This is a genomic window from Nonomuraea rubra (genome assembly GCF_014207985.1).
Taxonomy (GTDB): domain Bacteria; phylum Actinomycetota; class Actinomycetes; order Streptosporangiales; family Streptosporangiaceae; genus Nonomuraea; species Nonomuraea rubra.
On sequence record NZ_JACHMI010000001.1, the window covers coordinates 5,488,191 to 5,506,199 of the forward strand.

Here is an 18,009-nt window from a genome sequence, read left to right on the forward strand (position 1 = left end):
TCCCGGTGAATCGTGCAGAGGTGATGGCCGTCTTCGATCGGGAGTTGCGGCGCGAGGTCGTGGCCGACGGCCCGGACGCGGTGATCGAGCGTGACGGCGACGTGGTGCGCCAGGTAGGTCCGGAGAGCGGCGGCTGGAACGGTGTGCTCTGGTCCGGCCTGCGCGGTGATGGTGAGGACGCCGACGCCGCCATCGCAGCGCAGGTGCGCTACTTCGGGGCGCTCGGGCGCGCGTTCGAGTGGAAGCTGTACGGCCACGACCAGCCCGCCGACCTCGGCAGCCGTCTCCTGGCCGCCGGCTTCACCCCCGAGCCCGCCGAGGCGCTCATGGTGGCACGGGCCGCCGGGATCCCCGACGCGCCGCCCCCTGATGGAGTCCGCCTGGTGCCGGTGACCGACCAGGACGGCGTGGAGCTGCTGGCCGACGTGCACGAGTCCGCCTTCGGCGCGGGCCGCGTGCACATCAGGGAGCGCCTGCTCGCCCAGCTCGCCGCCGGCACCGTCGTCGCGGTCGTCGCCATGGCCGGCGACGTTCCGATCAGCGCCGCCCGCCTGGACCTGAATCCCGGCACCCGGTTCGCGGGCCTGTGGGGCGGCGGCACCGTGCCGGAGTGGCGCAGGCGCGGCGTCTACCGGGCGCTGGTCGCCTACCGCGCCCGGGAGGCGGTGGCGCGGGGCTACGAGTACCTGCAGGTGGACGCCTCCGACCAGAGCCGGCCCATCCTGCTGCGGCTGGGCTTCACCGAGCTCACCACGACGACGCCGTACGTCCATCCTTGAGTACCCTTGACTGACCCGCCCGTCCCCCTTCACGCCCAGCCCGAGGAGTACGTCACGAACCCCCGAGAGTTCGGCCTGCTGGCCGACTGCGAGAGCTGCTTCGGGCTGTGCTGCGTCGCGCTGCCGTTCTCGGCCTCGGCCGACTTCGCCGTGGACAAGGAGGGCGGCCAGCCCTGCCACAACCTGCGAGACGACTTCCGCTGCTCGATCCACACGCGGCTGCGGGAGCGCGGGTTCCCCGGGTGCACGGTGTTCGACTGCTTCGGGGCCGGGCAGAAGGTCTCGCAGGTCACGTACGAGGGGCGCAGCTGGCGGGAGGCACCGGAGACGGCGCGGCAGATGTACGCGGTCTTCCCCGTCATGCGGCAGCTCCACGAGCTGCTGTGGTACCTCGCCGAGGCGCTGACCCTGGACGCGGCGCGGCCGCTGCACGAGGCGCTGCGGCTCGCCCTGGCCGAGACCGAGCGGCTCACCAGGCAGAGCGCCGGCGTGCTGGAGCAGCTCGACGTGGCCGCCCACCGGGGTGAGGTGAACGAGCTGTTGCTGCGGGCGAGCGAGCTGGCGCGGGACGGGCTGGACGGCAAGGAATGCCGGGGTGCCGACCTGATCGGCGCCCGGCTGAAGAGGGCGGGGCTGCGTGGCGCCAACCTGCGCGGGGCCTACCTCATCGGGGCCGATCTGCGGGGCGCCGACCTGCGGGAGGCGGACCTGATCGGGGCCGATCTGCGGGGCGCCGACCTGTCGGGGGCCGATCTCACGGGCTGCATCTTCCTGACCCAGGCGCAGGTCAACGCCGCCAGGGGCGACTCGGCCACCCGGCTGCCCGCCCGCCTGACCCGCCCTGCCCACTGGGCGCGGGGCGAGGGCCGCCCGGCCGGTGGCGAGCGCCCGGACGGTGGGGCGGGGGAGCGCCGCCGTTCACCCGGTGGCAGGCGCGGAGGACAGGGCACGGGCCGCCGCCCGCGCCGCCGCTGACACCACCCGCTGCCCGCCGCCGGCACCGCCGCTGGCACCGACCGCCGCCCGCTGCCCGCCGCCGGCACCACCGCTAGCACCGCCCCGCCGGCCGCTTCCGCCAGGTCAGCGTGGCGACGCCGGCCCGCCCCTCGCAAACCTCACAGCGTGTCCGCCGTGTCCCCCAGGGATTCCAGCAGCTCGCGCAGCGTCTCCGCGAGGGCCTGGCGGCGGTCCTCCGGCAGCGCGGCCAGCACCCGGTGCTCCGTCTCGACGTGATCGGGCAGCACCCGTTCGATCAGCGCGTACCCCTCCTCGGTGAGCGTCACGTAGACGACCCGCCCGTCCGACTCGCTGGGCGTGCGCGTCACCAGGCCGCGCGCCTCCAGGCGGTCGAGGCGCTGCGTCACCGCCCCCGAGGTGATCATGGAGGCCCGCATCAGCTCGGCGGGCGTCAGCCGGTGCGGCGGGTCGCTGCGGCGCAGCGTGGCCAGGACGTCGAACGAGGCCCTGTCCAGCTCGTGCGCGGCGAACGTCCGGCGCAGCTCGGCGTCGATCAGCCGGTGCAGCCGCGACAGCCGCCCGATCACCCCCATCGGGGAGACGTCCAGGTCAGGGCGCTGGTCGTGCCATTGCTTCAGGACGAGTTCGACATGATCGGCCACCGGCCCAGCCTACCGATGTCTTAGCGCTGAGGTAAATCGCGTGACAGATTGCTTAACGTTGAGATACTTTGTCTTAGTGCTAAGAAATCGAACGGCTCTCGTCCTCGTGACCGCGCTGACCCCCGCCATCTGGGGCACCACGTACCTCGTCACCACCGAGCTCCTTCCGCCCGGTCGGCCGCTCCTGGCCGCGGTGCTCCGGGCCCTGCCCGCCGGTCTGCTGCTCGTCGCCATCACCCGGTGCCTGCCGCGCGGGATCTGGTGGTGGCGGGCGCTGGTGCTGGGCGCGCTGAACATCGGCGTGTTCTTCGCGTTGTTGTTCGTGGGGGCGTACCGGCTGCCCGGCGGGGTGGCGGCGACCGTCGGCGCCATCCAGCCGCTGCTGGTCGCCCTGCTGTCGGCCGGGCTGCTCGGTGAGCGGCTCACGTGGCGCACCTTGGTGGCCGCCGTGGCGGGGGTGGCCGGGGTCGCCCTGCTCGTGTTGCGTGCGGACGCCCGGCTGGACACGCTCGGGGTGGCCGCGGCGCTCGGCGGGGCCGCCGTCATGGCGGCCGGGGTCGTCTTGAGCAAGCGGTGGCAGTCGCCCGCGCCGCTGCTGGCCACCACCGGCTGGCAGCTCGTCGCCGGCGGCGTGCTGCTGGTGCCCGTCGCGCTGGTCGTCGAAGGTGCGCCGCCCGCCGCGCTGAGCGGTGCGAACGTCGCCGGGTACGCCTACCTCTCGCTCATCGGGGCGGCGCTCGCCTACGCCCTGTGGTTCAGGGGGCTGCGGGTGCTGTCGGCCACCAAGGTCACCTTCCTCGGGCTGCTCAGCCCCGTCGTGGCCACCGCGCTGGGGTGGATCGTGCTCGGCCAGGAGCTCACCGCGGCCCAGGCGTTCGGCGCCGTCGTCGTGCTCGCCGCGCTGGCCGCCGCCCAGCTCCAGCCCTCCCGGCCACGCCCCGCGGAACCGCGCGCGCACCGCGAAGAGCCCGAGCTCGCCCGGCGATGACGAGGCCCTGACGGCGCCGTCAGGGCCTCGCCACCACCGGTCAGGCGCAGTGCCCGCCAGGGGCCGGTGCCCCCGAGGGGTCAGTGTCCGCGAGGGGTCAGTGTCCGCGGGGGTCAGTGTCCGGGGGGGTCAGTGTCCGCGAGGGCGCTGGACGTACAGGCGGTTGCCCTCAGGGCCGGTCCACTCCATCCGCACCACCCCGGCCACGGCGGCCTCGCCGCTCCGGGACGGGTCGGCCCAGTAGCCGAAGGCGGGGTTGCGGAAGAACGTCGCCCAGACCTTGCCGCTGTGGTCGACGAACAGGTTGTTGTGACCCGCGCCGACGCCCGCGGTCCACCGCTCCGAGTACGGCCCCTCGAACGTGTCCGAGACGGCGATCACGGCGTCGTACTGGTACTGCACCCGGCCGGCGCCCGGCGGGTCGTAGGCGTACCGCGTGCTGCCGTCGGCGTTGGCCGACGTCCGGTCCCACGCGGCGTGGAGCAGGTAGTACTTGCCGCCGTACTTGAAGACGTACGAGCCTTCGAGGTACGGCTCGGGCGTGTAGGGCCGCTGCTGGAACTTCGGCAGGTTCGTGGCAGGGACGATGTCCTCCATGTCGTCCCGGAACTTCGCGTACAGGTGGTTGTGCAGCACCAGCCACGCGTCGTCGCCCTCGGTGTAGAGGCTGCCGTCGATGTGGTGGTAGGCGCCGGGCTTGATCCAGCCGGGCCCGCCGATGAACGAGTCGCCGAACGGCTTGTCGTGGTTGCCCTCGACCAGCCGGTACGGGCCCTCCACCCCGCCGTCGCTCACCAGCATGAACGAGCCGACCTTCTGGGAGTGGTCGCCCATGCACGCCACGATGTACCACTTGCCGCGGAAGTAGTGCACCTCCGGCGCCCACGCGTTGCCCCGCTTGCCGAACTGGCCCTCGTCGGTCCAGTACTCCTGCCACGGAGCCACGACGACCCGCCCCGGCCGGTTCTCCCCGGCGAACTCCGGCGACCACACCTTGCCCTTCTGGGCGTCCGGCCGGATGCGCGTGGTGTCGGCCAGCCGCCACGGCCCGCGCAGGGACCTGGCCGTCCACACGTAGATGCCGTCGTTCCACGGGCCGGCCGCGGGCAGGCCGGGCGCGCGGGTGGTCCCGGTGGCGACGTACAGCGGGCGGCCGCCCACGCGGAAGCAGTTGACGTAGGTGTCGCGGATCCAGACCCGGCCGAGCTCCTGGTCGTGGGGGCGCAGCTCGAGGGGGAGGATGAAGGAGTTGTCCTCGCGCGGCCACAGCTCCTGCCGGGTGTCGGCGAGGCCGTAGGGCTCGAGCTCGGGCCAGTTCGCCGGGTAACGCCCTCTCGACACGGAAGCCGCCGCTGAGGCGTCCGCGGCCGCCTGCGCGGTGCCCGTGGAGGCGTGGGCCGCGGACGCCGGCAGCGCCGCCGCGCCCAGCAGTCCCGCCACGCCGGTCAGCAAGGATCGTCGGTCGACGTTCGATCCGTTGTCGGAACCAGTCATCAATGGTGTCCCTTCCACGTCGGCGCATGCCGAACTCGCCCCACCCGGAGGGCCGGGTCCGGAGCTGCCGTTCGTGCGCAATGCGGAGAGTCTGCCCAAGACGCTCAAATTTCGTCAATAACCCGGAAGAAATCTTCGCCGAGCCTCGCGAGCAGGTCATCCATGGCATAAGTGCAGGTCAGATGGTTGTGCATGGGTGCGGGGGAGTGCACCGTCCGTAACGTTCGCGTAACGGGCTTGTCGAAGCGGGCCGCCGCGCGGTTAGGTGGCGTCCGTGATCAGGCTCATTGCTCGGACCGCTCGACCGGCACACGGGGGAGCGGCATGACCATCACCGCGCACCCCGTCACGGACCCCGTCGCCGAGCACGGCGAGGGGCCCGTGTGGTCCGCCCGCTGGGGCGGGCTGCGGTGGGTGGACATGCTGGCGGGGGACGTGCTCGCGCTCGCCGCCGACGGCACGGTGCGCCGCCGGCACGTCGGCGCGGTGGCCGCCGTCGTACGGCCGCGCGTCTCCGGCGGCTACCTCGTCGCGGCCGAACGGGAGCTGCTGCTGGCCGACTCCGACGACCTGGACGCCCCGCTGCGCTCGCTGGGCGAGGCGTGGAACGACCCCGCGATCCGCATGAACGAGGGCGGCTGCGACCCCGACGGCCGCTTCTACATCGGCAGCATGGCCTACGACGCCTCCCCGGGCCGTGGCTCGTTCTACGTGGCGGGGCCGGACGGCGCGCTGCGGGTGGTGCTGCCCGGGGTGACGATCTCGAACGGGTTCGCCTTCAGCCCGGACGGGCGGCTGGCGTACTACGCCGACACCGGGACCGGGCGCGTGGACGTGCTCGACTACGACCCGGAGGACGGGCTGAGCGGGCGGCGGCCGTTCGCCGTGGTGGACCCGGAGCACGGCGCGCCCGACGGGCTCACGGTGGACGCCGAGGGCGGGGTGTGGGTGGCGATGTGGCAGGGCGGGGCCGTGCACCGGTACGACCAGGGCGGGCGGCTCGACGCCGTCGTCCGGCTGCCGGTGGGCAAGGTCACGGCGGTCACGTTCGGCGGCGATGAGCTCGACCGGCTGTTCATCACCACCTCGGCGCTCGACGTGGATCGCGCGGAGCAACCGGAGGCGGGGGCGATCTTCTGCGCCGAGCCGGGTGTGCGCGGTCTGCCGGTGCTGCCCACCGCCCTCTGAGCGGGCTTGGTGGGGGGCGACGTCCAGCCCTCGCGGCGGACGGGAAGGGCCGTCCGCGGCGTCAGCCGGCTCCCAGCAGCACGACGGCCTGCCTTGCCAGGCGGCCGGTGGGCGGGACGCCGGCGTGAACGTCGCCCATGGCTTGGACAGCATTGGCCCGCCCGCCGGTTCCATCCAGAGCGAAACCCGCTCCGGTCGTCTCGCCCGCCGTCGTGCCGGCCCGAGGCGAAACCCGCTCCGGCCGTCGCGCCGGCCCAGGTCAGGGGTGCTGGGCGGCCGCATGGGCGGCGCCGTAGCCCTCCGCGCGCATGACGATCCGGCCCGAGCGCACCAGGACCGCCACCTCCGTGTCGTCGCCGGGCTCCGCCACCCCGGCCGCCGCCGCCAGCGCGCCGCTCTCGTCGTACACCACCCGTAGGCGCGGCCAGGCCGGGCGCGGGAACGCCTGCCGCAGGCACGTGCTCAGCTCGGCGATCACCAGCCGGGCCAGCGGCAGCAGCTCCTTGGGCGCACCGGTCGCCACGACCGCGGTGACCTCGGCGCCCGCCGGGGCCGCGCGGACCGCGTCCTCTGCGGCCGAGAGCCGGTGCAGCCCGAGCACCGCCACGACGCCGTCGCGCTCCAGCCGCGCCGGCCCGCCACCGACCGCGTCGGCCGCCCCGGGCGGCGGCGACCAGGGCTCGGCGGTCTCCCGCACCCGGGGGAGCAGCGGCGCCGGCGCCCACCGGTCACCCAGGTCGAGCGCGGCGAGCTGCTCGCACACCCGGATCACGTTGAACGGCTCCACGAACCCCGGCGCCGCCGCCGACAACTGCGCGGCTCCCTGGAGGACCGTGAGCACCGACTCGGCCAGCCGCACCAGCCGCCCGTCCGGCTCCTTCGGCGGGCGCAGCCGCTCCATGGCCAGCCCGAGCAGCACCGCGTTGAGCTGCATGAGCTGCGCGTACGGACGCCGCGTGACCTCGTCGGCGAGGATCTCGGGGATCAGGTGCATGCTCAGCCTGCTCGGCTGGCGCTCGTCCTCGGTGGCCAGCGGCAGCCGGGTCACCCAGGCGCGCGCCACCTCGGCGAGGGCCTCCCGCACGGTGAGCGCGGGCTCCTCCAGGGCGGTCACGGGCACGCGCTCGGCCAGGTCGGCCAGCACGGCGAAGTAGAGCGCGCGCTTGCCGGGGAAGTTCGAGTAGACCGCGCCTCGGGTGAGCTCCGCGCGGTCGGCGATGTCGTCGATCTTCGCTTCCCTGTATCCGCGCTCGGCGAACTCCGCCCTGGCCGCGGCCAGCACCTTCGCGCGATTGCGCTCCTGGGTCTCCGCTCGGGTGAGCCGGGCCAACCGTCCTCCTCGTTGCCGTGCGCTCCGCAGCCAAGATACCGTGAACATCCAGATGATGGGATCATTCGAAATGGGGACCGCGATGGATGTGCCGGAGATCGACCTGACCGACCCGGCGGTGCTGCACGACCCGTACACGGCGTACGCGCAGGTCAGGGAGCGGTCCGCGGTGGTGCGGCTGCTGATGCCGGGGTTCGGCCCGTTCTGGGCGGTGACGCGGCACGCGGAGGCCAGGGCGGTGCTCGCCGACCCGCGCATGCTGATCAACGAGTCCAGCTTCATGCGGCCCGACGTGCCGGAGCACTGCCTGCCGTACATGCGCACGATGTCCGAGACGAACGGCGCCGAGCACGCCCGCCTGCGGCGGCTGGTCGCGCCCGCGTTCACCCCGCGCAGGGCCGGCGAGTTCGGCGCGCGGATCGAGCGGATCGTCGAGGGGCTGCTGGACGAGCTGCCCGAGCGGGAGCCGGTGGACCTGCTGGAGCGGTTCGCCAAGCCGCTGCCGATCGACGTCATCTGCGAGCTGGTCGGCATCCCGCCCGCCGACCGCCCGCGCTGGCGGGAGTACGGCGCCGCCATCGCCGCGGGCCACGGGGAGAGGTTCGCGCGGGCCATCCCGTCGATCATCGGCGACGCCAGGTCGGCGATCGCCGGGACCAGGGCGGAGCCGGGCGACGGCCTGCTGTCCGACCTCGCCCGCGTCGTGGAGGAGGGCGGCGACCGGCTCTTCGACGACGAGCTGGTCACCATGGTGTGGTTGCTCGTCCTGGCCGGCCAGACCCCGGCCAACCTCATCGCGAACGCCGTCGCCGTCCTGCTCGCCCATCCCGACCAGCTCGCCGCGCTGCGTGCCGACCCCGGCCTGCTGCCGCGCGCCGTGGACGAGCTGGCCCGCTGGAGCCCGCCGCAGCCGATGACCGTGCCGCGCTTCCCCGCCGAGGACGTCGAGATCGGCGGCGTGCACATCCCCAAGGGGCAGCCGGTGACCGTCTCGATCGCCTCCGCCAACCGGGACCCGCGCGTGTTCGACGAGCCCGACAGGCTCGACATCACGCGCGAGCCGGGGCCGCACCTCGGGTTCGGTCACGGGCCGCACTTCTGCGTGGGCTCGTCGCTGGCCCGGGTGGAGACCGCCGTCGCGCTCGGGGCCCTGCTGCGCCGCTTCCCCGCCCTGGCGGCGGCGGGGGAGGCGTCGTTCCTGCCCGACCCGGGTACGCGGCGGCTGGCGTCCCTGCCCGTGATCCTGCGCCCGGCGGGCTGAGGCGGCGCGATGGCACGCACCGGCAAGCCCGGGGATCTGCCGCACTGCTCGTTCTGCGGCAGGAGCCAGCGCGAGGTGCGCAGGCTCATCGCGGGCCCGCCCGCCGTCTTCATCTGCGACGGGTGCGTGGGCCAGTGCACCGAGCTGATGGCGGAGGAGCGCGCGGCGCGGAGCCCCGCGACCGTGGAGCCGCCCAGGCCGCGCGAGATCCACGGCTTCCTCGACCAGTACGTGATCGGCCAGGACCAGGCCAAACGCGCCCTGTCGGTCGCCGTCTACAACCACTACAAGCGCGTCCGCGCGCCCGAGGCCGAGCTGGGCAAGTCGAACATCCTGCTCGTCGGCCCGACCGGCAGCGGCAAGACGCACCTGGTGCGCACGCTCGCGCGGCTGCTCGACGTGCCGTTCGCCGTCGCCGACGCCACCGCGCTCACCGAGGCCGGGTACGTCGGCGAGGACGTCGAGAGCATGCTGCTCGCGCTCGTCGAGGCGGCCGGCCACGACCTGGCCAGAGCCGGGACCGGCATCGTCTACATCGACGAGATCGACAAGCTCGCCCGCAAGGGCGAGAACCCGTCGATCACCCGCGACGTCTCCGGCGAGGGCGTGCAGCAGGCGCTGCTGAAGATCCTGGAGGGCACGGTCGCCGGCGTGCCGCCGCAGGGCGGCAGGAAGCACCCCCACCAGGACCTCATCCAGCTCGACACGACGAACGTGCTGTTCATCGCGGGCGGCGCGTTCGACGGCCTGGACCGGATCGTCGAGCGGCGGCTGGCCCGCGGCGGTGCCGGCTTCGGCGCCACGCCGCGATCGGGACCCGCCGGTGACGTGCCGGCCCAGGTGATGCCGCAGGACCTCGTCCGGTACGGGTTCATCCCGGAGTTCGTCGGCAGGGTCCCCGTGGTGGCGACGCTGAGCCCGCCGGACCGCGAGGCGCTGATCCGCATCCTGACCGAGCCGCGCGACGCGATCGTCAAGCAGTACCGGCGGCTGCTGGAGCTCGACGGGGTGGAGCTGGAGTTCACGGACGACGCCGTGGCCGCCGTCGCCGAGCAGGCGCTGCTGCGCCGCACCGGCGCCAGGGCGGTGCGCGCGATCCTGGAGGAGGTGCTGCTCAACGTCATGTACGAGATCCCGGGCCGGGACGACGTGGCCCGCGTCGTGATCACCCGCGAGACCGTGCTGGACCACGTCAACCCCACGCTGGTGCCACGCGAGCGGAGCGGCCCGGAACGCCGGGAGAGATCCGCCTGAGCCGGGAGAGATGCGCCTGAGCTGGGAAAGCCCGGCGCAGCCGGCCGGCGCGGCACCGGCCGGCTGCGCGGACGACGGCCACCCGGACGAACCGCCCCCGTCCGGGTGGCCGTGGCCTCAGGGGCCGGGGCGGCCCGGTGGCCCCGGCACTCCCTGAGGCTGCGAAGGGCGGCGGGCTCGGGTGGCGTGAGCCTCGTCCGCCCAGGTGGTGGGGCGGGGTCAGCCGGCCAGCCGTTCCAGCGGGCGCTTGCCGCCGTGCTCGCCGTCGCCCCACGTCCCCGCCCCGGGCTGGTCGTCCTCCGCGCCCCGCCGCACGATGTCCACCGTGACGAACTGCGCCCGGTCCGGGTGCCGTCGCACGCGGACGGAAGCCGCGCAGCAGGCCGCCGCTATTTCCGCGCCGAACGCCTCGAAGTCGTCCGCGCAAATCCCCGCCCGGAGCAGAATGAAAGCCCTTTCCCCGGAGCCGGTCGGCGTTATCCAGAGGATCAGCGGAATTCTGCCCTCGCGGGTGTGCATGGACGTCTCCGCGCACACCCGCTGGATCCGGTGCCGGGAAAACAGGCACCAGAAGTGCCGCAGAATCCATTTCCGGCCGGCCGGCACCGTGGCGGGCACGAAGACCGGGCCCGCCAGCGCGACCGGCGCCCACCACATCCCCCGGCCGACGGCGGTCGCGATCACGACCGCCGTCCCGGCCGCGAGCATGAGCAGGACGATCTCCGTACGCCACCGCCACAGCCGCGTGACCAGCCCCGGAGCCGGTGCCAGGAGCAGGCGCTCGGCCTCCGCGTACGGGTTGTGGCGCGGATTACGCGGCAACATGACGATCACCTCCTACGGCCGACGACTCCCTGGCGGCCGGCGACCCGGTGAGCCGGGCCGCCCTGAGCGCGTCGAAACGCGGGTCGCGATACCGCCGTGAGCCGAACCCCGTTCTGGTGACCGTCCACCCGTACTGGCGGGCCCGCTCGTCCCGGTCCGCGCACAACGCCCGGTCGGCGCGTGCCAGCAACTCGCTGACGTAGGACCTGATTCGCGATACTCGCGCGGCGACGTGAAGCATTTCGGCCACCACTCCCCCTCCGTCTTTGTTCTTGTGGAAACCCCTCATATTCGTTCGCAGGTTGGCTGCCGATACCGCCAGTTTGGGCCGCGCCGGCTAATTCGGCGATAAAGCTGGCCTCCGAGTCGGTGGTTCGGTTTTCCGCACCCGTTGAGCGGGCGGGGGCGGCGGACTAACGTTTGCCACGTGACGTCCTTCCGGGTGGTGATCGCCGAGGACCACCTGCTGGTGCGGGCCGGGATCGAGGCCCTCATCGCGACCGAGTCCGGGGCCGAGGTCGTCGGCGTGTGCTCGGGTTACGAGGCGCTCATGGAATGCGTCGAGAAGGAGCAGCCCGACGTCGTCGTCACCGACATCCGCATGCCGCCGACCATGAGCGACGAGGGCATCAGGGCGGCCACCACGCTGCGGGACAGCCATCCGGACGTGGCCGTGCTGGTGCTGTCGCAGTTCCTCGACCCGACGTACCTGCTGGCCCTGATCGAGCAGGGCAGCAGCAGGCGCGGCTACCTGCTCAAGGAGCGCATCGCCGCGCCCGGCGAGCTGATCTCGGCGGTGCGCACGGTCGCCTCAGGCGGCTCGTTCATCGACCCCGTGGTCGTCGATTCGCTGGTGGCGGCCAAGGCCCGCAACGACGGCGGCACGCTGCGGCACCTGACGCCGCGCGAGCGCGAGACGCTCGCCGAGGTGGCCGCCGGCCGGTCGAACCTGGCCATCGCGACCGCGTTCAACGTCTCCGAGCGCGCGGTCGAGAAGTACATCAACTCCATCTTCGTCAAGCTCGGCCTGCGCGGCGACCGCGACACCAACCGGCGGGTCAAGGCCGTCCTGCTGTTCCTCGACTCCGGCTCGCCGCCGGGGTAAGGCGGCGCGGTCAGGCCGGCGGCCGGAAATCCGGCCGGGGATAGTGATGGTGGCACCACCGACACGGCGGCGATCGAATGCGACGATCAGTTCGTGGAGCAACACCTCGTACGCGTTCTGGTGGTGGACGACCTGCCGTCGTTCCGCCGGGCCGTGGCCGGCGTGATCGCCGTGGTGGACGGGTTCGTGCTGGCGGGGGAGGCGGCCAGCGGGGAGGAGGCACTCGACTTCCTCCGGGACCACGCCGTCGCGATGGTGCTGATGGACGTGAACATGCCCGGCATGGGCGGCCTGGAGGCGGCCAGGCGGATCAGGTGCGGGCATCCGGACGTCACCGTGGTGCTGCTGTCGGTCAACAACACGGAGGACCTGCCTCGTGACGCGATGGTGATGGGGGCCCATTATCGGCACAAGGACCGCTTCGGCCCCGACGAACTGGAGGCGTTGTGGAGCGACGGGGGGCACGCAGACTCCTAGCCGGCCTGCGGGGGCATGAGATCATCGAGATCGGCGCGCCGGAGTGGGAGCGGCTGCGCACCTACATCCAGGCGGACCTGGGCGGCGTGGTGGTCGCCGCGGCCTGGGTCACGATCCTGTACGCGACGGTCCGGCGCGAGGGCTGGCTGCTGGCCATCGTCGTGCTGCTGCTCACCCTGGCGGCGTTCCTGCTGCGCGCCATCCACCTGATCCACCACTACCGGCGCTTCGCCGCCGTCGTCGTCTTCGCGCTGTCCAACTGGATCGTGGCCGTGGCCGTCACCTCGGTGGTGCCGTTCGCGCTGGCCACGCTGGCGCTGGCGGTGCTGCTGCCGGTGCTGGTGGCCGTGCAGCACATGAACCACGATCGGCTGTCGGCCATGCTCGGCGCGACGATGCTGGTCGGCACGGTGCTGGTCGTCGTGGGCAGCCTGACGCCGGGGGTCGGGCTGGAACCGCTGGTGCCGAAGACGGTCATGGACGCGCTGGCGATCGTGTTCATCCCGTTCATCACGATCCTGGTGTCGCTGGCCGCGTGGCAGAACCACGGCATGCTCGTCGCCAGGACGGAGGCGCTGCGCGAGTCGCGGGCCCGGCTGGTCGCGGCGGCCGACCGCGAGCGCTGCCAGATCGAGCGCAACCTGGCGCAGGGCGCCCAGCGGCGCCTGGCCGCCGCCGCCGAGCAGACGGGCGAGGCCCGGCGGTTGCTGGACGCCGACCCCGGCCAGGCCGGCCCGCTGCTGGCGCGCCTGTCGGACGACCTGCAAGAGGCCAGCGCGGAGCTGCGCGGCCTGGCGCACGGCATCTACCCGCCCCAGCTCGGCCAGTACGGCCTGGAGACGGCGCTGCGCGCCGCCGCCCAGCACGCCCCGATCCCCACCACCGTGCACGCGAGCGGTGTCGGCCGCTACCCGCCCGAGATCGAGATCAACATCTATTTCTGCCTGCTGGAGGCCCTGCGGAACGCGGTCGGGCACGCGGGGGAGCGGGCCGAGGTGATCATCACCCTCCAGGACCGCAACGGGCTGTCCTTCGACTTCCGCGACAACGGCGTCGGCTGCGACCCCGGCCTCGTCCACACCGGCACCGGCATGATCAACATGAACGACCGCCTGGGCGCCATCGGCGGCACCCTCACCATCGACACCCGGCCGGGCGGCGGGCTGCGCCTGCACGGCCACCTGCCCCGGTCGGTGCTGGAGAGCGCCGGCGTGGAGCGCTCCCGCCAGGAGCGCGGCGGTGCCGTACGCGGCGGGCTGCACGCCGTCTGGCACCTCATCGCCAGGGTGTACACGAGCCTCCAGCGCAGCACCCACCCGCACCCCCACCAGTACATCGTCACCGGCCTGTGGGCGATCATGGGCGTCACGCTCGGGGCGGGCGCGGTGGCCGCCGCGGCCTTCGCCGGCGTGCACCAGCTCTGGCTGCTGGCCCTGGCCGGCGGCTGCGGCACGGTGGCACTGCTCGTCGTGGCGGCGCTGCGGGTCGTCAAGCGCCACCGCATCGACCACGCCATCGGGCTGTCGGCGGCGATCACCTGGTGCTACGCGCTGACGCTGACCGCGATGATCCCGGCCGCGCTGCCGTACGCGACGCTGGTGATCGTGTCGCCGGTGCTGCTGTCGGTGGCGTTCTTGCCGCGGCGGCGCTTCAAGGTCATCATGGGCTGCACCGTCGCCGCCGCCGTGGCCGTCACGCTCGCCGGGCGGCTGGCCCCCGGCGCCGGGCTGGCGGGGAACGCGCCCGGCTGGCTGGTCGACACCGTCGTCATCGCGCTGGTGGTGCTGGGCCTGACCCGGGCCTCGTACCTGGCCTGGCACAACCACGTGATGCTGGTGGCCAGGGCGGAGGCGCTGCAGGAGTCACGCGCCCGGCTGGTGGCGGCGGCCGACCGGGAGCGCCGCGAGATCGAGCGGAACCTGCACGACGGCGCTCAGCAGCGGCTCGTCGCCGCGGCCGTGCAGTCCAGGGTCGCCCAGCGGCTGATGGACACCGATCCCGCCCAGGCCGTCCCCGTGCTCGCGCAGCTCTCCTCCGACCTGCGCGAGGCCCAGGCCGAGCTGCGCGACCTGGCGCACGGCATCTACCCGCCGCAGCTCGCCGAGTCGGGGCTGGAGGCGGCGCTGCGCGCGGCCACGCGCCACTCGCCGCTGCCGACCGAGATCCGCGCCGCCGGACTCGGCCGGTACCCGCCCGAGATCGAGATCAACATCTACTTCTGCCTGCTGGAGGCGCTGCAGAACGCCGCCAAGCACGCGGGCGAGCAGGCCACGGTGGCCATCGACCTGCGCGAGCAGGACGGCCTCTCCTTCGACCTGGCTGACACGGGCATCGGCTGCCACCCCGGCCTGATCCGTACGGGGCACGGCATCACCAACATGTACGATCGCCTCGGCGCCATCGGCGGCACCCTCACCATCGAGACCAGCCCGGGAACCGGGCTGCGCCTGCACGGGCACATCCCGGCCACCGCCTGGCGCGACGCGGGCTGAGCCTGCCGCTCAGTGGCCGGCGCTCTGGTAGTGATCGAGGTTGCGCCGCCAGAAGAGGTACGCCAGCACGATCAGCGGCACCCCCAGCAGCGGCGCGGCCACCGCCAGCGGATCGCCGAGCTTGCCCAGCACGACGCTCGCGGGCACGTACGCCACGAACGCGACCGGCAGCACGAAGGTGAACAGCCACTCGACCGCGCCACCGAAGATCTTCATCGGGTACGAGCCGAACTTGCTGAAGACGTCGTCGACGAAGACCCGCAGGGCGAAGGTGTCGATCAGGCGCAGCGACAGGGAGCAGAGCGCGAGGAAGAAGGCGGCCTCGATGAGGGCGCCGCCGACGATCGCCGCCGCGCAGAAGGCGACCAGCCAGCCGTTCCACTGGACGTGCGCGCTCCGGCCGGCGACGGCGAGCAGCGCCACGCCGGCGAGCAGGTCGCCGAACTGGGCGATGCCCATCCGGTTGCCCATGAGCTGGACGAGGGGGTTGAGCGGGCGCAGCAGGAAACGGTCGAACTCGCCGTTGAGCACCAGCCAGTGGATGTCGTTGACGCTCATCAGGGGGATCATGGCCAGCGCGTGGGCGGTCAGGCGCAGGCCGTACAGGAAGGCGATCTCGGCCAGGCCCCAGCCCGCCAGCGAGGGGAACGTGTGCATGATCACCCAGATGAACGCGAATCCGGTGCCCTGCCAGACGGCGCCGCTGAGGATCCCGATCACGGTGTTCGCGCGGTACTGCAGCGCGGCGCGGGCGGAGGCGCGCTGGAGCAGGACGTACAGGCGCAGGGCGCGCAGGACCTCAGCCACCCTGGATCACCACCCTGCGGTGGGCGCGGGACCAGACGAGCGTGAGCAGGGCCCACAGCCCCGCGATCCAGGCGGCCTCGACCACGACAGCTCCGGAAACGTCGGAGATGTGGCCGACGTAGATCGCGGCGGGGACGTAGCCCAGGTACTTGAAGGGCAGGACCTCGGCCAGCGAGCCCAGGAAGCCGGGGAAGAAGGCGAGCGGCACCATCGTGCCGGCGAAGAACTGGCTGACGAGCCGGTAGAGCAGCGAGACGGCCCCGATCTCCAGGGTCCAGAAGGCGATCAGGCTGATCAGCAGCGCCAGCTGCACGGCGATGACGTAGCCGAGCACCAGCGTGATCACGTAGCCCGCCGGGTTGACGGGCGCGGTGATCGAGCCGGCCAGCAGCACCACCGGGACGACCGGGGTGAGCAGCAGCAGGCCGCCCAGGGTGTTCCCCGCCTGGAAGGCCGCCATCTGCCGCAGGTAACCGGCCGGCCTGGCCAGGTCGAAGAAGACCGTGCCGGTGCGGACGCGCTGATGGACGATGCGGGTGACGAGCATGTGGGTGGCGAAACCCTGGAGGTTGGCCAGGGTGAGACAGGCCAGCAGCGCGTCCAGGGTGAGCCCGGCGGCGGCGGGGCGGGAGCCGTACACCGCGGTCCAGATCATGCGCAGCAGGAACACCTGGGCGACCAGCGCCACGCACGTCATGACGATGTTGCCGCGGTAGGCGAGGGCGAGGCGGAAGCCGATGCGGGTCATCGGGCGTAGATCCCCTTGATCACGCTCTCCAGGTCCGGTTCCTCGATCGACAGGTCGCGGATGGTGTGCTCGGCGGCGATCGAGGCGATCATGCCGGGCAGGTCGTCGTGGATCTCGAAGACGTGGCGGCCCTCGCCGTCCCGCGACACCCCGCGCACCACCTCCGGCGCGGACTCCAGCAGCACCACCAGCCGCCGGGGCTGGTTCACCAGCGCGTCGATGGTGCCGTCGAACAGCAGCCTGCCCCGGTCGATCAGGATGATCCGCTTGCACAGCGCCTCGACGTCCGCCAGGTCGTGCGTGGTCAGGACGACGGTGGTGCGGCCCGCGCGGTTGGTCTCCACGACGAACTCGCGCACGGCCTCCTTGGCCAGCACGTCCAGGCCGACGGTCGGCTCGTCCAGGTAGAGCAGCGGAGGCTCGTACAGCACGGCCGCGGCCAGGTCGCCCCGCATCCGCTGGCCCAGGCTCAGCTGGCGCACCGGGGTGCCGAGGAACTCGTCCAGCCCGAGCAGGTCGCGCAGCTTGCTCAACGACGTCTCGAACCGCGCCGACGGCACGTCGTAGAGCGAGCCGACCAGGCGTAACGACTCGATCAGCGGCAGGTCCCACCACAGCTGGCTGCGCTGGCCGAAGACCACGCCGACGTTGCGGGCGTTGGCCTGGCGGTCGCGCCACGGCACCAGGCCGGCGACCCGGACGGTGCCGCTCGTCGGGGTGAGGATGCCGGTGAGGATCTTGATGGTGGTCGACTTGCCCGCGCCGTTCGGCCCGAGGTAGCCGATGATCTCGCCCTCGCCGATCTCGAAGCTGACGTCGTCGACGGCGGTCCGCTCCTCGTACTGGCGCGTGACCAGGGTGCGCAGCGCGCCGAAGGGGCCGGAGAAGGTGCGTGGGCGGCGGAAGACCTTCGACAACCCCTCGACCTGGATCATGCGGGCATACTTTCCGCGAAGGCACGGGGGGCGCAACTCATTTGATCTCGACGCCGAACCGGGTGGCCACCTGGACGATCGCCGGGCTGAGCTCCGGGATCGGGAACGTGCGGCGCTCGCCGGTGCCTGCCGTGACGTGCCAGGCCGGGCCCCGGTCGGTGACCATCCAGTAGTCGCCGCGCCGGGCGGCGGGGAACAGGCCGCTGCCGACCCCGCCCGGCAGGATGCCGCGATCATCGGTGATGGACTGCTGCAGGTCGCCCAGGGGGACGGGCGGGATGCGCACGTCCTTGACGACCACCGGGCGCTCCTCGGGCACGGCCCGAGCGGTGGCATGCGGGGCGGTGGCATGCGGGGCGGTGGCATGCGGGGCGGCGATCGCCAGGGCGTCCGCGTGCGGGGTGGCGATCGCCGAGGCGGCGAGCGTCAGGCCCGCGAGGCGGGCGGAACCCGCCTCGCGGCGACCAGCGGCGGCCACTTCGGCCGCGCCAGCCGCATCAGTCGTCCATGGCCTCGGCCAGCGAGCGGGGGCGCAGGTCGGTCCAGTGGCTCTCGATGTAGTCCAGGCAGTCGGCACGGCTGCTGTCGGGCAGCACGACCGTCCAGCCGCCGGGCACCTCGGCGAAGGCGGGCCACAGGGAGTGCTGGTTCTCGGCGTTGACCAGCACCAGGAAGCGGCCGTCCGGATCGTCGAAGGGGTTGGTCAT

Annotated in this window: 19 protein-coding genes; 9 read left to right on the forward strand and 10 right to left on the reverse strand. The window is 73.0% G+C overall.

The window, feature by feature from the left end; genetic code table 11:
* Positions 1 to 5: 5 nt before the first annotated feature.
* A complete protein-coding gene (locus HD593_RS24930; protein WP_185104523.1) occupies positions 6 to 779 on the forward strand; it encodes a GNAT family N-acetyltransferase in 774 nt (257 codons plus the stop codon).
* A 6-nt stretch (positions 780 to 785) separates the two neighbouring features.
* The gene (locus HD593_RS24935) at positions 786 to 1,754 is read left to right on the forward strand and encodes a pentapeptide repeat-containing protein (protein ID WP_185104524.1); all 969 of its coding nucleotides are present in this window, start codon (positions 786 to 788) and stop codon (positions 1,752 to 1,754) included.
* Between the two features lie 140 nt (positions 1,755 to 1,894).
* Here HD593_RS24935 and HD593_RS24940 read toward each other — a convergent pair whose 3' ends face one another.
* A complete protein-coding gene (locus HD593_RS24940; RefSeq protein ID WP_185104525.1) occupies positions 1,895 to 2,398 on the reverse strand; it encodes a MarR family winged helix-turn-helix transcriptional regulator in 504 nt (167 codons plus the stop codon).
* 76 nt (positions 2,399 to 2,474) lie between these two features.
* On the opposite strand from HD593_RS24940, the gene HD593_RS24945 reads away from it, so the two are divergent.
* Positions 2,475 to 3,386 (forward strand): EamA family transporter, encoded by a 912-nt coding sequence (locus HD593_RS24945; RefSeq protein WP_185104526.1) that lies wholly within the window; start codon positions 2,475 to 2,477, stop codon positions 3,384 to 3,386.
* Between the two features lie 129 nt (positions 3,387 to 3,515).
* Here HD593_RS24945 and HD593_RS24950 read toward each other — a convergent pair whose 3' ends face one another.
* Entirely contained in the window at positions 3,516 to 4,880 is a 1,365-nt protein-coding gene (locus tag HD593_RS24950) for a family 43 glycosylhydrolase (protein ID WP_185104527.1), read from the reverse strand.
* A gap of 324 nt (positions 4,881 to 5,204) precedes the next feature.
* Here HD593_RS24950 and HD593_RS24955 point away from each other — a divergent pair, with 324 nt between their 5' ends.
* A complete protein-coding gene (locus HD593_RS24955; protein ID WP_185104528.1) occupies positions 5,205 to 6,068 on the forward strand; it encodes an SMP-30/gluconolactonase/LRE family protein in 864 nt (287 codons plus the stop codon).
* Positions 6,069 to 6,327: 259 nt separating this feature from the next.
* On the opposite strand, the gene HD593_RS24960 is transcribed toward HD593_RS24955, so the two are convergent.
* Positions 6,328 to 7,398, reverse strand: a complete 1,071-nt coding sequence (locus HD593_RS24960; protein ID WP_185104529.1) for a TetR/AcrR family transcriptional regulator — start codon at positions 7,396 to 7,398, stop codon at positions 6,328 to 6,330.
* 82 nt (positions 7,399 to 7,480) lie between these two features.
* On the opposite strand from HD593_RS24960, the gene HD593_RS24965 reads away from it, so the two are divergent.
* Together HD593_RS24965 and clpX are read left to right on the forward strand one after the other, a co-directional pair.
* On the forward strand, positions 7,481 to 8,659 hold the full coding sequence (locus HD593_RS24965) for a cytochrome P450 family protein (RefSeq protein ID WP_185104530.1): 1,179 nt from the start codon (positions 7,481 to 7,483) through the stop codon (positions 8,657 to 8,659).
* A 9-nt stretch (positions 8,660 to 8,668) separates the two neighbouring features.
* Positions 8,669 to 9,913, forward strand: a complete 1,245-nt coding sequence (clpX, locus tag HD593_RS24970; RefSeq protein ID WP_185104531.1) for an ATP-dependent Clp protease ATP-binding subunit ClpX — start codon at positions 8,669 to 8,671, stop codon at positions 9,911 to 9,913.
* Between the two features lie 219 nt (positions 9,914 to 10,132).
* Here clpX and HD593_RS24975 read toward each other — a convergent pair whose 3' ends face one another.
* Entirely contained in the window at positions 10,133 to 10,738 is a 606-nt protein-coding gene (locus HD593_RS24975) for a hypothetical protein (protein WP_185104532.1), read from the reverse strand.
* Positions 10,725 to 10,988 carry a hypothetical protein gene (locus HD593_RS24980; protein WP_185104533.1) on the reverse strand — a complete coding sequence of 88 codons (264 nt, stop codon included), beginning with the start codon at positions 10,986 to 10,988 and terminating at the stop codon, positions 10,725 to 10,727. Before HD593_RS24980 ends, HD593_RS24975 begins: the two co-directional genes overlap by 14 nt.
* A gap of 177 nt (positions 10,989 to 11,165) precedes the next feature.
* Between HD593_RS24980 and HD593_RS24985 the strand changes: the two genes are divergently transcribed.
* From HD593_RS24985 to HD593_RS64480, 3 genes are all read left to right on the forward strand, one after another.
* A complete protein-coding gene (locus HD593_RS24985) occupies positions 11,166 to 11,843 on the forward strand; it encodes a response regulator transcription factor (protein ID WP_221524942.1) in 678 nt (225 codons plus the stop codon).
* Between the two features lie 93 nt (positions 11,844 to 11,936).
* The gene (locus tag HD593_RS24990) at positions 11,937 to 12,320 is read left to right on the forward strand and encodes a response regulator (protein ID WP_185104534.1); all 384 of its coding nucleotides are present in this window, start codon (positions 11,937 to 11,939) and stop codon (positions 12,318 to 12,320) included.
* On the forward strand, positions 12,290 to 14,812 hold the full coding sequence (locus HD593_RS64480) for a sensor histidine kinase (protein ID WP_185104535.1): 2,523 nt from the start codon (positions 12,290 to 12,292) through the stop codon (positions 14,810 to 14,812). Before HD593_RS24990 ends, HD593_RS64480 begins: the two co-directional genes overlap by 31 nt.
* Before the next feature lie 9 nt (positions 14,813 to 14,821).
* Here the strand turns inward: HD593_RS64480 and HD593_RS25000 are convergent, their stop codons facing one another.
* The 5 genes from HD593_RS25000 to HD593_RS25020 are packed head-to-tail and all read right to left on the reverse strand — an operon-like array spanning position 14,822 to position 18,009.
* Complete coding sequence (locus HD593_RS25000) at positions 14,822 to 15,619, reverse strand: ABC transporter permease (protein WP_221524943.1); 798 nt, start codon at positions 15,617 to 15,619, stop codon at positions 14,822 to 14,824.
* Positions 15,612 to 16,367, reverse strand: a complete 756-nt coding sequence (locus tag HD593_RS25005) for an ABC transporter permease (RefSeq protein ID WP_185104536.1) — start codon at positions 16,365 to 16,367, stop codon at positions 15,612 to 15,614. The genes HD593_RS25000 and HD593_RS25005 overlap by 8 nt, the downstream gene beginning before the upstream one ends.
* The gene (locus HD593_RS25010; protein ID WP_185104537.1) at positions 16,364 to 17,302 is read right to left on the reverse strand and encodes an ABC transporter ATP-binding protein; all 939 of its coding nucleotides are present in this window, start codon (positions 17,300 to 17,302) and stop codon (positions 16,364 to 16,366) included. Before HD593_RS25010 ends, HD593_RS25005 begins: the two co-directional genes overlap by 4 nt.
* Positions 17,303 to 17,339: 37 nt before the next feature.
* Positions 17,340 to 17,780: a hypothetical protein gene (locus HD593_RS25015; protein WP_185104538.1), complete on the reverse strand. Its 441-nt coding sequence runs from the start codon at positions 17,778 to 17,780 to the stop codon at positions 17,340 to 17,342.
* A 19-nt stretch (positions 17,781 to 17,799) separates the two neighbouring features.
* The gene (locus tag HD593_RS25020) at positions 17,800 to 18,009 is read right to left on the reverse strand and encodes an MbtH family protein (protein WP_185104539.1); all 210 of its coding nucleotides are present in this window, start codon (positions 18,007 to 18,009) and stop codon (positions 17,800 to 17,802) included.